This window comes from uncultured Fibrobacter sp. (assembly GCF_947305105.1).
GTDB lineage: Bacteria > Fibrobacterota > Fibrobacteria > Fibrobacterales > Fibrobacteraceae > Fibrobacter.
The window spans coordinates 130,622-144,320 of sequence record NZ_CAMZCS010000002.1 but is presented as its reverse complement, the minus strand read 5'-3'; the positions used below and the strand labels follow the sequence as shown (position 1 = coordinate 144,320).

The window sequence follows — 13,699 nt, the reverse complement described above, 5'->3', positions numbered from 1 at the left end:
TATAATTTCGTATCTTACGTTTTTGCAAAGAATCAGTGATTCTGGTTTCTTATGTTTTTCAGGAGTACTAAATGCGCATTGCGTCGTTTTTGTTTTGTTTACTAGCCGCGATAGGTGTATCCTTTGCACAGCTTGCGCCCGAACCTCAGATGGCGGACGTCAAGTTAATGCAGGATTCATCCACGAACCAGCCCATGAAGATGGACTTTTCCAAGCCGCTCACGGGCATCAGCGATCCGGGCATCCTTTTCAGCCACTTCAGCAACCGCCCGCTGCTCATCTATTACTTCAGCCCCAAGTGCCCGCACTGCCAGCACCACTTCCCCATCATCCAGAACTTGATGAAGGAATATGAAAGCGAAGGTCTCACCGGCATCGCCATCGGGCTCGGCGGCGGCATCAAGAAAAACGACATTCGCCTGTTCATCGACCAGTTCCATGCGGTCATCCCGGTATTCCAGGACTCCGAAGGCAAGTTCGGCCCGGCTTATGGTACAGGATACATCCCCGTTGTCTACCTTGTTCAAAAAGACGGCACTTTCTACCGCTACGAAACACTGAACGACGCGAACATGAATCACCTGCGCGCGACGCTGAACAAGATGTTCAAGAAGTAAGACTTTCACAACAAAAAAGGCTCCCTTCACGGGGAGTCTTTTTTTGCATACTCGAGGCGGGATTCGAACCCACGACCCATTGCTTAGAAGGCAATTGCTCTATCCAACTGAGCTACTCGAGCCCGACCTTGTTAGGAGTAGCGCAAATATAGCCAAATTGCAAAATTGCGTCAAATACAACAAAGCTACTTCAAGTTGTATCTTTCTATGTACTCCTGCTGTTTTTCGGGCGGGAGGCTCCTGAAATAGGCCCGCCAGCCCGGGCAAAACCTGATATGGAAACGCCACAAGCGTCCGAGAATCGATTTCAGATTTGCATCGTACCTGGCGCGCAACCTGCAATTTTCACAAGGATAAGATTTACCTTCCATATTCGGCCTCCTTTGAATAATCAAATAATAGAAAAGACAAGCCTCGGGCAAGCATAGAAAACCTATATTTTCCACAACCCACCGCTTACACCCTACTGTTTACTGCCTACTGTTTACTAACCACTGTTTACCAACCACTCCCCCATGGCCCGCGCACGCAAGACAATCACCCCCGACCCGTATGCGAAACCGATAGCGAAACCGCTACCACCCGAGCAGAGCCTGCCCGGGAAACTGAAGCAGTTCCAGTCCAACACGCGCGCGAACTTCGAACTCGTTAGCCCCTACGGGGCGGCAGGCGACCAGCCGAAAGCCATTGAAGAACTGACAGAAGGTTTCAAGCACGGTGAACAGTTTCAGACGCTGCTTGGCGTGACTGGTTCGGGCAAGACTTTCACGATGGCGAACGTCATCAAGAACGTGGGCAAGCCGACGCTCATCTTGACACACAACAAGACGCTTGCGGCGCAACTCTACCAGGAATTCAAGGCGTTTTTCCCGCACAACGCGGTGGAATACTTCGTGAGCTACTACGACTATTTCCAGCCCGAAGCGTACATCCCGCACACGGATACCTTCATCGAGAAAGACGCGAGCATCAACGACGAAATCGACAAGCTGCGCCTGCGCGCCACCGCGAACTTGCTCACCCGCCGCGACGTGATTATCGTCGCCTCCGTGAGCTGCATTTACGGTTTGGGCAGCCCGAGTGAATACTTCGACTTGATGGTGCGAATCAAGAAGGGTGACGTCTACGACCGCGACAAGATTCTGCACGACTTGGTGCGCATCCAATATACGCGAAACGACTTCAGTCTAGAGCGCGGCTCTTTCCGCGTGCACGGCGACGTGATCGAGATCCACCCGAGTTACGACGAAGAAGGGCTCCGCATCGAACTTTTCGGCGACGAGGTGGACCGGCTCGTGCGCTTCAACATCGTCACCGGCGAAGTCACTCAGGAAATGGACGAGATGACCATCGCTCCGGCAAAGCACTTCGTGACTAAAGAAGAAGGCCGTGCTGGCATTTTGCAGCGCATGCAGGTGGAACTGACCGAGCGCCTCGCCGAACTCGACAAGGAAGGCAAGGTGCTGGAATCGGCCCGCCTCAGCAGCCGCACCCGTTACGACATGGAAATGATCCGCGAGACCGGACAATGCAGCGGAATCGAGAACTACTCCCGCATTATCGAGAACCGCGCACCGGGTACGCGCCCCTTCACGCTTATCGACTACTTCGGCGACGACTGGCTTTTGATGGTGGACGAATCGCACGTGAGCATCCCGCAAGTGGGCGGCATGGCCGAAGGCGATAAGAGCCGCAAGACGACGCTTGTGCAATACGGGTTCCGCCTCCCCTGTGCACTCGACAACCGTCCGATGAACTTTGCCGAATTCGAGTACATGTACCCGAAGCAAGTCTTGTTCGTGAGCGCCACCCCCGGCGATTACGAACTCACCAAGACGAACGGCGTCGTTACCGAACAAATTAACAGACCGACCGGACTCTTGGACCCGAAAATCGAGATGTTCCCCATCAAAGGCCAGATGGACGTGTTGCTATACCGCATCGAGGAAGTCGTCAAGAACGGCGACCGCGTGCTCGTCACGACGCTTACCAAGAAGATGGCACAGGACCTCACCGACTTCTTCGTGGAAGCGGGCATCCGGGCACGTTACCTGCACAGCGACATCAAGACTTTGGAACGCCACGAACTCATCCGGGGCTTACGTACCGGAGAATTCGATGTACTCGTCGGCATCAACCTGCTGCGCGAAGGCCTCGACCTGCCCGAAGTAAGCATGGTCGCCATACTTGATGCCGACAAGGAAGGCTTCTTGCGCAACTACAGAAGCCTTATCCAGACGATGGGCCGCGCGAGCCGCAACGTGAACGGCACAGTGCTCCTTTTCGCGGACAACATGACCGACAGCCTGGAGAAAGCCATCACCGAAACCGCCCGCCGACGCAGCGTGCAGGAAGAATTCAACAAGGAACACGGCATCACGCCAAAATCCGTGACACGCAAGCTCGAAGATGATTTGAGAATCAACGACCCGCTGGGAATTGATGGCGACGATTCCGTCGACGACGACTGGGAAGACCCTTCGGCAAGCTCAGGGACCTCCGGCGGTATCCGGCCGATGGAACCGCTACAGCCGAGTTCTAGACGAAAGACGAAAGACGAAAGACGAAAGAAAGGCTCTAGGTCCGAGGTTCGAGGCTCACAACTCACAACAGACAACTCACAACTGGAAAACCTGGAGCGCCAGATGAAGGAAGCGGCCGCCCGCCTCGACTTCGAAGAAGCGGCAAGAATTAGAGACCTGATAAGAACCCTTAAATAGCCCCTAAATTGCCCTTTTTCCCAAAAAGCAAACGCTCGCAATTAAAATTTTACAAACAATTCGTAAAAAAAGCCCTTTTTTGCAAAAAAAAGGCTTTTTTATACTGAATTTTACAAGCCAAAATAGTTACATTTTCACATTTTTTGTTTATTTTCTAGGATTATATATAGAGAGGAAACAAAATGAAATACGATATTTTAAAAAGCGTGTCGCTACTAGCTCTTTTCGCGGCATTTACTACCGTGATGTTTGCTTGCGACAACACAAACGATCCTTCGGCACCGGAAAGAACCCAGACGCAATCATCGTCATCTGCCATGCCGCTTTATTCTTCTGTCGCAGTCACAGAAGTATCTCCGATTCGCTTCTTGCCGCCAACCGTAACCTTTAACGGTGACAAATCCAGAATCAACTTCCAGGGAAGCGCCGCTTTGGACGGATTCGACACAACCGCAAGCGTTGATAACGATAACGATCCGTTCTTCACAAATATCAGCCTTGATCTTGTCCATGTGAACGAAGCCGGCCAAAACGAAGTGGCAATGGTGCAACTTCAGTACACGCCTCCTACTTTCCCGGTGGCCCAAATCAACCTCGCCGAAATGGGAACCGTCTTGTATGACCCGGACAAGGTTCAATGCGGTACATTCAAGCTCATTGTCGTCCTTTACGCTACAAATGACGCCGCAGCCCCCAACAAGTTCATTTCTACTGATTCCGTGGAATTCGTACGCGAACCCGAATTCTGCATCGATGAACCAGAACCTGTTTCGTCTTCTTCCGAGCCCATCGCCGTCGTAGAATTGAACCAGTTCCAAGGCCAAATGACGACTTCGAATTTCAAGGGTTTCTCGCTCAAGACTGACCAGGAAGTGGATGCCGCTCAAGCCGAATTCCAGGTTTCTCTCAGCCAGGAAGGTCAGCTCACCCTTATCGGCCTCAATGGTTACAAAGTTGCCAAATACTCCAACGCCGACCAGAAGCCTTACAATGACGACTGGTATTCTCAAGAATTGCCGCCGGCACCTGCCCACATGAGCGATTTCAGATTCCATGAAAAGAATCTTACCGAATCCACAAGTTTCGACGTGGACGCTTTCTGGGTTGTGATTGGCCCCAATTACAATAAAGAAACCGGTGACGATTTCTATGCGGTAACGCTCCTGAAGAAGGACATCATTGATGGAAACGGCATCGCTCCGCTGACCATTATCTACTATAAGAAATAGTCCTCATTTAGCGAAATTTCTCTAATTTCCCCGAAAGTATCCAATTACTTTCGGGATTTTTTTCCGTTTGTAAGTCTTTTTTAACATCGGAAAAGCCGATTTGGTCACATTTTTTTGATTCAATTTCCTTATATTGATTGTTTTTTTATTTTTTTGTTTATTTTTAAGCACGGATGATTAGAAAAAGAGGTGTTTTATGAAATATCCAATTTCTCGCTTTCTATTAACAATCACGATGGGCGCAATCGCCTTAATCGGTTATACAGCATGTTCCGACGATAGCTCGAGCAAAGCCACTCAGCCGGATCAACAGACCATTCCCGATGCACCAGTGCTTCCGGCAACTACGGACATATCCCCCGTAATACCCAGCCCTATAACTGTCTCGCCAAACCCAGACAAAACAAAGTTCCGCATTTCTGGGGGAGCGACTCTCAACCTGAACGACACAACAACTATACCTGCAGGAACCGAAGTCGCATTCACCAACATGACTCTTGACTTGGTAAAACTCAATCCCGCTGGAGGCACCACAGGAACTCCGCTCCAAGTCACATTCGATAAGCCCGCTGGAGCCGTCGGCACCATCAACTGGTATGAACTCGGTGCATCAATCAACGACGAAAACAAGAGCGACTGCGGAACGTTCATACTCTACGCAACCTACATGGCCTCCTATGATGCAAATAATCCCTCCATGTACGTATCAAGGGATTCCGCCACCTTCGTCCGCGAAGATACCTATTGCCAGGCAATCGTAGAAGATACGACGACAAAAGTACCAGAAGCACCGGGCGCAAACATTGAACTCGTCATGAGCACGATTGATGTCGGAACAAAGGATGGAACAGGCATTTCCCTTGCTTCCATGTCTGCGGTTCCCGTAGCAACAGCCGATCTCTCATTCTCTGCAGACGAACTGACGGGTGTCATAACCATCCGTAGTGCTAACGGTGTGCAAATTGCCGAATACACAAACCAGAAAAGGAAACCGTATACAGACGACTGGACTGCAGAAGACTTGCCGCCCGCACCGGCTCACATGAGTGATTTCCGCTTCAGCGAAAAGTCTCTCACGACAGCCGTCGAAGGCTTTGACTCCTTCATGTTCTACGTCGCTACGACTCCTAGCTACAACTCCGAAACGGGCGATGGCTTCTATGCGTTCACACTGCAAAGCAAAGCAGCAACCCCGGACGCAAACGGGAACATTCCAATGACCGTTCTCATATACAAGAAGAAATAAGTCACAAAACACCTATTTTCAACGGTTCCCCTCCTTTGGGGAACCTTTTTATTTTTCTAAATTTGCCCCCGTAAACATTAATACGGAGTAAATCATGCTCAAGAAACTTTCCAACTTCCCCGGTATCAAGGGACCCGTCGTCACCATCGTGATGGACGGTTTTGGCATCACCGATAAGGTCGAAGGCAACGCCATCAAGGCTGCCCGCACCCCGACCCTCGACAACCTCTTCAAGATGTACCCGAACGTGCTCCTGAAGGCTCACGGCCGCGCCGTGGGTATGCCGACCAACGAAGACATGGGTAACTCCGAAGTGGGTCACAACGCCATCGGTGCAGGCCAGGTCTATAACCAGGGTGCAGCCCTCGTGCAAGACGCAATCGTCTCCGGCGACATCTTCGGCCGCGACGCCTGGAAGGAAATCGCCTCCAACGTGCGTGACCACGGTTCCGTGCTTCACTTCATCGGCCTCTTCAGCGACGGTAACGTCCACTCCAACATCAGCCACCTCAAGGCCATGGTCGCCCAGGCCAAGAAGGAAGGCCTCAAGAAGGTCCGCGTGCACATCCTCCTCGACGGTCGTGACGTGCCGGAAACTTCCGCCCTCGATTACGTCGGCCCGTTCGAAAAGTTCATGGACGAACTCCGCAGCCCGGAATTCGACGTCTGCATTGCTAGCGGCGGTGGCCGTATGCAGATTACCATGGACCGTTACAACGCTAACTGGAAGATGGTGGAACTCGGCTGGAAGACCCACGTGCTTGGCGAAGGCCGCTACTTCGACAACGCCACCCAGGCTATCGAAACCCTCCGTGGCGAAACCAAGGCCATTGACCAGGACTTGCCCCCGTTCGTGATCGCGAAGGACGGCCAGCCGGTCGGCACCATCAACGACGGCGACTCCGTGGTGTTCTTCAACTTCCGTGGCGACCGCGCCATCGAAATCACGCGCGCCTTCGAAGAAGAATCCTTCAACGAATTTGACCGCAAGCGCTTCCCGCACGTCTGCTACGCTGGCATGCTCCAGTACGACGGCGACCTCAAGCTCCCGAACCGCTTCTTGGTGCCGCCTCCGGCAATCAAGGAAACCAGCGGCGAATGGCTCGCCGAAACGGGCGTGAAGCAGTTCGCTTGCTCCGAAACTCAGAAGTACGGTCACGTGACTTACTTCTGGAATGGTAACCGTTCCAGCAAGTTCGACGGCGAAACCTACCTCGAAATTGAATCTGACGTTGTTCCGTTCGAACAGCGCCCGTGGATGAAGGCAGCCGAAATCACCGACGCCATGATCGAAGCTTTGAAGAGCGGCAAGTACCAGACTCTCCGCTGCAACTTCCCGAACGGCGACATGGTGGGCCACACTGGTTCCTTCCGCGCTGCTACGATGGCTATCGAAGCTGTGGACATCGGCCTCGCCCGCTTGCTCCCGGTGATCGACGCCCTCGGTGGTGTTGCTATCATCACGGCTGACCACGGTAACGCCGACGAAATGTACGAAATCGACAAGAAGACCGGCATGCCGAAGGTCAACAAGGACGGTTCCTTCAAGGCCAAGACCAGCCACACGCTCAACAAGGTTCCTTGCATCTTGTACGATAACGTGACCGGCGGCAAGCTCGGCCTCAAGGAAGGCGACTGGGGTCTCTCCAACATCGCAGCAACGACTGCAAACCTCCTCGGCCTCGAAAAGCATGAAGCCTGGGACGACTCGATGCTCGTCATCAAGTAACAGATTCTCGCCTAGATTGCCACGCCACTTCGTGGCTCGCAATGACGATACTAAAAAGGAACCCCGCAAGGGTTCCTTTTTTTCAGAATTTTATTTCCAGCACTGCTAGATTCTAGTTTCCTTCAGTATTTTCTCCAGTAACTTCGTAGGTGACCGAGCAGAGGTGTTCCGTATCCCAAAGATTATAGGTGTACGTGCCTGGAGTTGTAGGAAGGTAAGCATTCATGTCCAAATAACTATCCATGGCCCATGTATCGGTACCGGCATCAATAATCACGCCATTACCATATATACCGCCATCTTGGTTATAATTCAATTTCACGCCATACAGCGTCTTGCCAAAGGTATTCTTGTTCTTGGTCTTGAAGCGGCCATTCTCAATGTAACAATCGGCTTTAATTTGAACCGGTGCTGTATATTCGTAGTTCACGGAGCAAGCTTCCTTGCCATTGATGCTCAGCACGAGTATATACTGCCCACTGACCGTAATAGCCGGCAAATGTTCACGGAAGGACGTCGTCGAAGGAGACGCGTTCTTCGCCTGACCAATGATATTGCCCAAGTAGTCCGTATACCAAAGTTTCACAGTGCTGTTCCCACCAGAAGGTAGAGAGAGGTCGGCCGTGAAGGTACTGTCGGAGAAGTCAATCGCGCAATTAGTCGCTTCGCCGTCTTGCCCATCCTTGAAGGTGACCGAGGCTTCGCATGTAAGGCCACCGTATTCCAGTATATACTGGTAGGTCCCGGCCTTAGTGTTGATGTTGGGCATCCAGCTTGCCACGAGTCCGTCATCTCGGTAATTCAAGGTAACAGGAGGCTCGCCACCCACAGTCGCAATCACAGAGCATCCACTCTGCGGACAGTTGGTAATGCTGTAATTGATTGCAGGCATTTCATCGCCCGCGACAAGTTCACCATGCGTCGAAACGCTACAAGTAAATTCGTTCCTGGACAGCACCACAGGATCCGTTGTGCAAGTCGTTTTCTGGTTCTTATCGTCCTTGGCGGTCGTAGTCACTGTAAAGGTATAACTACGCTGCAAGTCACCGCTGTTATTCAAGTTTTTATAGACATCAACAGCAGGAATGTAGAATACACCATCCGACGGGCAATCCTTTTCGCTGGTTCCGTATTTTTCAGTGCCATCCACCTTACAAACCGCAGCGCTCGCATTGGTTATCGTCGAGTGAACAACAAACCGGTCACCTTCAATTTGCGCAGAGCAACCCAAGACGCCCACCGCATTCGGGCAAGAACTGGAGAGGCCAGAGAGAGTGAAGGCATGGGCGCTGCTGAATTCAATGGCAACAACTTTTTCAGGGTCAAATTCCTGCATGTCGGCCATCAGGTTCACATCGCGGGTGAATCTCCCGTTGCCGTTAATCTGGAATTCCTGCGACAGTCGGCCATTTGCATCCTTCATAACCATCGAAATCGTCGGCGCAATACCGCTGTTCGGGTCTTCGGGAAGGCCAGACACATCTCCACTCATCGCAGAGGAACGGAGGTTGGCGACACCGCCAGAAACAGAAACTACGCAACTCGTCTGGTTGACGCAAGCATCTGTCGAGAATGAGACATCCTGTGCACATTCCGAGATATCACCCACCATGAAACGGCCGCAACTGGCCGTATACAAATGGCCATTGCCTCCGCTGCCACTGCAATCTACAGTCACACTCGCCTCACGGACAGCGCCATAGACGGTAGAGCCATTGTAGTTGTAGGTCTTCGACATACCATGGAGCCCAGCAACACCAAATGTGTAAGTCGAATTCTTGAGTGTATTCGCGAATTTTCCTGTCACATAGTAAGGGCCATCGTCGGTATTAAAGCTACAAGAAGAACAATGCGTCGTTCCATCAAGCCACGGATCGCAGCGATTCGTGAGCAAATCGTCGTCGAGATCGCAACCATTATAGTGGTACGACAGAGTGCAGCCATCGTGCATTTTCGTCGGATCCGTCGGATTGTTGAACCACTTGGACAAACCGACCCACGGGGTTGTTTCTTCGTTCAGAGGCAGGATGCCGCCCAAGTAATTCGTGGCGAAGGAACACGTGACCTTAGGAATATCGAAGCAATCCTGACCATACCAGTCATTCGATTCCCAGCCCAAGTTATACACCTTAAAGCAGTCTTCCGCAAGGCTAAGCCCCACAAACTGCCCGTAACTCGCCGGGATCGTCAGCGGGAGCGATACGGTAGAACGCACCCAAGAAGAGCCGTTCTTATAGCTCAACTCGATAACCGCATTATCACCACGGACATCGACATTGACATTGAAGGCCGTATTGGCGAACTCAGAACTGGTCAAGCGGATTCCAAAGGGTTTCTCGGCACTGCAATGCGATTTGTTCACGTTATTAATTCCAGTTCCATCGCCTTCGCACATCCTAGCAACCACGCTGAAATTCCCAGATTCTTGTACTCCGTAAATACTCAGAATCGAATATTCACCGGCATTGTCATTAGAACGCAAGATAAATCCGCTGTTCATCAAGGAATTCTTCTTATTGCCTTGCATGGCGCAAGATTTGAAACGGGACATCATGAGCCCATGGCCACCCGCCTCGGCCCTGTTGAGCAGGTAAGTCACAGTAGCATTGTTGCTGTTGCTGTTACCGGAGCCGGAATAGTAAATAGCATCGGCATCCCTAGAAATCTCCGCGTAATTATGCCCGCTATTCGTGCGAGGGACGAGCCAGTGAGACTCAGGACGTAAGCCGTCACCCTTGACACTGCAATTGTTCTTTTTGCCGGTAGAAGTACACTTGTCAATACATTCACGATTACTCGTCGTCGAGCACCAACCCGATTCCGTATCCTTAAAATCGGTATAGAAACAATGGTTTTTGTCCTTGTTGAACACGGCATGCACCGAGGTGTCGCTCATAGCCAGGATTTTGAGAATTTGATCATTCGAGGAGCTATAGACCTCCCCCGTCGAGGTCCGCTTTATGAATTGCCATTGGCTAAATTCATCGTTTCCATTTTCCACATATTCCAAGAAAACACTATCGCCCGCGAACATGGGTATTTCACAAGAATTCTTTGAATCACAAACCGAGGTCGCGACAGTTCCAGAAGCATCCGCGGTGTAGCGAACCTTAACCTTGGAATTGTCATTCACACCTTCCAAAAGAAGATTCAACTTGAAAACCTTCGCCTTGTACGACGCAAAGAAGTTATAGGTTCCTTGATCATGCAAGGCGGTGATAGATGAATCGTGAATAAACACATCGCAGAAAGGCGAGGACATTCCCTTTTCAAGGCGCACCGGGTCCCCGTTCACCAATCCACAGCGCCAACGTTGATTCGGCACATCCGAAATTATCTCGGAACAATTAGGCCTAACCCACTCGCCCACGGCACTGTGCAACAAGCTCCCAGCACAATCAGGGCGTTTGATAATATCTTCGCAACGTTCACCATCAATGGTTTTATGGCTCTTGTTATCACAAAATCCCGTCGAAGGAATGTCAAAGCGAAAAACATTCGCCTCTCCCATCAAATTGACAGTCTCATAATTCGGCAGGGCAATCGTCCCATTTTCGTTACAGGATCTAAGACGGAAGAACACGGTGCCATTGGCCGCCGAATTGTTCGCCGTCACCCTGAATATAGAAGTCGTCGCATTACCCAGGAGCACCACACGATAGGTGGTCAGTCCATTTGCGTATCTCGTTTTTACGACCGAACTCAAAGGCGAAATCGTCCAGTTCTCATCAGGGGGATCATCCACCGTAACCTCAACCTCGACAGTCTTTTTACCCTCGGTAACAAGACTTACTGTGACACCACCCGTAGAGGCATCGCCAGCAAAAAGACGTTGACTAGCAGCCTCAAACTTGACCCTAGTCGCCTCACCATTTTCTCCATCGACACTTATCCAGAATGGCATTTTCTTGTAGGATTTATCATTGGGCGTAAAAGAACACGCATGGTTACCCGGAGACAACCTTCCCCTATCCAAAAGAGGTCCGGACGTCGGGAAAGCCGGGGTACAGTTCATTTTACCCGCAGCCAAATTCATTTTACCCCCATTCAAATTGACTATGCCAAGGTAATCAGAAAGTGTCCCATGAGAATCCTCTGTCAAATAAATAATTCTCGGAAGCAGTACATAGCTCGGCTTGATAGTTGTATAGTTCCCCGAAGTCAAATTATCATACTGCACTTCTTTGTTCCTGTACTGAGATTCAAGCGTTACAGAAAGCTGCGGGGCATTAGAAATGTAGTAGTTGTCATAGCCATCCACCAGTTCCTCACCATCCGTGACAATCGAGGGGTCCTTTTCGTCTTCCGGGACATTACCACAACCTATTTCATTTTTACCGCAAATTATGTAATTGTCAACGAGATCCTGCTGCAAGGATTCGTTGAATCGAATCATCATGTTGCTCGTGTTAGTTCTTGCAATCTTGGCACAAGTCTCGCCCGACATGAAGAAGGTGCCATCCCATACCCTAACGTCACGATTACCAATTCTCGTCGTGTTTGAGTTGAGCATCAACTCTCCAATGTCACCCCTAGAATAGACATAATAGCGGTGAGCGCCACTTCCTTCACCAATAAACTGACCTGCACCGCTAGCCAAATAGACAAAAACATTCGACCGAGCTGTCGTCGCAGGGACATGTATAGTTCCAAGTCTACCTGACGCATAAAAGATGAAGTTTCCGTCCAAAGTTCCGTTAGGATTATTGAATACATTTTTAGAACTGAGATTAACCACGAGATAACCATGATAAAGATCGTCGGTACTAGCTTGTCTCCAGCAAGTGTTGAGCTCAGAAACATTGTAGTTATCAACGTTCTTGCCACTGAGGCAGTTTGCAGCCTTTGTGTCTTTGTGCCTAAAAACGTCGTATGCCGTCGTGATGCCATCTTCAATCTGGTAATTAGTGCCATTACATCCTTTTTGCTTGGTACCCAAAATACTTCTACAATAGTCAACAATACTCGTATTGCATTGCATCGAGGATGTCGGCGCCCCCACCACGGTTCCAAAGGTCTTGAACATCTTGTAATTCAATACATACGTGGTCGGAGATTGTTTCGGCATGTTAGCGCAACCACTATAGCCATTGCATTTTTGCGCATTTTTCACATACACAGACTTGTTGTTTCCGCCAAGAGTCATGTGCCGGGCACTGAATTCGCCTTCCAACCCACTACCAGAAAACGGAGACGGATTATTGAATGTGACATGCCCTTTCGCAACAAAATCATGCTGTATATTCGGGACATCGAACTTCGCTGAAGACCCCATGCAGAAGTTTCCTTTGATTTCCGCATCTTTTGTGTCGTTTGGCGTAAAAGTTCCATTTACCGTAAGGTCCCCACCCACTACAAATTTATTACCCGTGCCCGACATTTTAAGCTTCTTTTCAAAAACGGCATTGCCCCCTAGGTTCAGCATTAAATTATTCGCATCACCCATCACATAGAGGTCTTCGCCATTTAGAGCTTCGTTCTCATAATTCAAATTTCCCGCAATGCAAGCGTGTCGACCCAGACTAAGGTTGTTTCCGGAAAGCGACATATTCCCCGTAATCACGAAATCTTCTTCCGCCAACAACGGGTTTCCGCTCCAGTTTCCGTTAATCAATGCAGAAGACGTCGTAAAGCCCTCCGTCGAGGCCACGGTAGAACCGACATACGCATATCGGTTACTGATTTGCCTATGAACAACAATCTGCGGAACCTGGACCTTGTAAAGGCCACGAACATTGAATACGGCCGTCTCGCTATATTTCGCATTCCCGCGAGAAGTTCCCGTCGACACGACAGTGAACTTGAACGCCGGGCCATCGGCATCGACACCTGTCAGCCACACAGAAAAAAGCTGCTTCCCGCCATTCATCCCACGCACAACACTCGTAAGAGCAACAGGTTTCTTTTTACCATCGTAATACTGACGGACAATGCCACCCACATCATTCGCATGGTAGGTCATCCACGACCGGGCACTTTCGAGGCCAGCATGGGCGGCTTCTCTCGCCTCAGACAAAGCCATACGTTCTGCACTCGTGAGTCCTGTGGTACTGAGCCACTTGTAAGTAGCCGTAGCAGCAATCGTCGCAACCATCATGAAGATGAGGACTGTTATAAGGGATACACCTTTCTTTTTTAGGCTATGCATGTACATCTCG

The 13,699-nt window shown here is 50.4% G+C and carries 7 protein-coding genes and 1 tRNA gene; 5 read left to right on the top strand and 3 right to left on the bottom strand.

The genetic code is table 11. From position 1 onward, the window contains the following. Window positions 1-71 precede the first annotated feature (71 nt). Window positions 72-617 carry a TlpA disulfide reductase family protein gene (locus Q0Y46_RS01940; protein WP_297944259.1) on the top strand — a complete coding sequence of 182 codons (546 nt, stop codon included), beginning with the start codon at window positions 72-74 and terminating at the stop codon, window positions 615-617. 48 nt (window positions 618-665) lie between these two features. Here the strand turns inward: Q0Y46_RS01940 and Q0Y46_RS01935 are convergent. Continuing rightward, window positions 666-739: transfer RNA gene (locus tag Q0Y46_RS01935), tRNA-Arg, on the bottom strand. 63 nt (window positions 740-802) lie between these two features. After that, the gene (locus Q0Y46_RS01930; protein ID WP_297944256.1) at window positions 803-988 is read right to left on the bottom strand and encodes a hypothetical protein; all 186 of its coding nucleotides are present in this window, start codon (window positions 986-988) and stop codon (window positions 803-805) included. A 144-nt stretch (window positions 989-1,132) separates the two neighbouring features. Between Q0Y46_RS01930 and uvrB the strand changes: the two genes are divergently transcribed. The 4 genes from uvrB to gpmI all read left to right on the top strand — a co-directional run bounded on the left by uvrB (window position 1,133) and on the right by gpmI (window position 7,541). Then, a complete protein-coding gene (uvrB, locus tag Q0Y46_RS01925) occupies window positions 1,133-3,337 on the top strand; it encodes an excinuclease ABC subunit UvrB (RefSeq protein WP_297944246.1) in 2,205 nt (734 codons plus the stop codon). A 182-nt stretch (window positions 3,338-3,519) separates the two neighbouring features. Then, window positions 3,520-4,566: a hypothetical protein gene (locus Q0Y46_RS01920; RefSeq protein ID WP_297944243.1), complete on the top strand. Its 1,047-nt coding sequence runs from the start codon at window positions 3,520-3,522 to the stop codon at window positions 4,564-4,566. 196 nt (window positions 4,567-4,762) lie between these two features. Then, on the top strand, window positions 4,763-5,812 hold the full coding sequence (locus tag Q0Y46_RS01915; RefSeq protein ID WP_297944241.1) for a hypothetical protein: 1,050 nt from the start codon (window positions 4,763-4,765) through the stop codon (window positions 5,810-5,812). A gap of 94 nt (window positions 5,813-5,906) precedes the next feature. Next, the gene (gene gpmI, locus Q0Y46_RS01910) at window positions 5,907-7,541 is read left to right on the top strand and encodes a 2,3-bisphosphoglycerate-independent phosphoglycerate mutase (protein WP_297944238.1); all 1,635 of its coding nucleotides are present in this window, start codon (window positions 5,907-5,909) and stop codon (window positions 7,539-7,541) included. Window positions 7,542-7,653: 112 nt separating this feature from the next. Here gpmI and Q0Y46_RS01905 read toward each other — a convergent pair whose 3' ends face one another. After that, window positions 7,654-13,689 (bottom strand): hypothetical protein, encoded by a 6,036-nt coding sequence (locus Q0Y46_RS01905; protein ID WP_297944235.1) that lies wholly within the window; start codon window positions 13,687-13,689, stop codon window positions 7,654-7,656. Between the last annotated feature and the right edge of the window lie 10 nt (window positions 13,690-13,699).

Bases quoted from the DNA above. Each gene is read 5' to 3' on its own strand.
- Q0Y46_RS01915 (WP_297944241.1), top strand. From the start codon at position 4,763: ATGAAATATCCAATTTCTCGCTTTCTATTAACAATCACGATGGGCGCA.
- Q0Y46_RS01905 (WP_297944235.1), bottom strand. From the start codon at position 13,689: ATGCATAGCCTAAAAAAGAAAGGTGTATCCCTTATAACAGTCCTCATC.
- gpmI (WP_297944238.1), top strand. From the start codon at position 5,907: ATGCTCAAGAAACTTTCCAACTTCCCCGGTATCAAGGGACCCGTCGTC.
- Q0Y46_RS01920 (WP_297944243.1), top strand. From the start codon at position 3,520: ATGAAATACGATATTTTAAAAAGCGTGTCGCTACTAGCTCTTTTCGCG.
- uvrB (WP_297944246.1), top strand. From the start codon at position 1,133: ATGGCCCGCGCACGCAAGACAATCACCCCCGACCCGTATGCGAAACCG.
- Q0Y46_RS01930 (WP_297944256.1), bottom strand. From the start codon at position 988: ATGGAAGGTAAATCTTATCCTTGTGAAAATTGCAGGTTGCGCGCCAGG.
- Q0Y46_RS01940 (WP_297944259.1), top strand. From the start codon at position 72: ATGCGCATTGCGTCGTTTTTGTTTTGTTTACTAGCCGCGATAGGTGTA.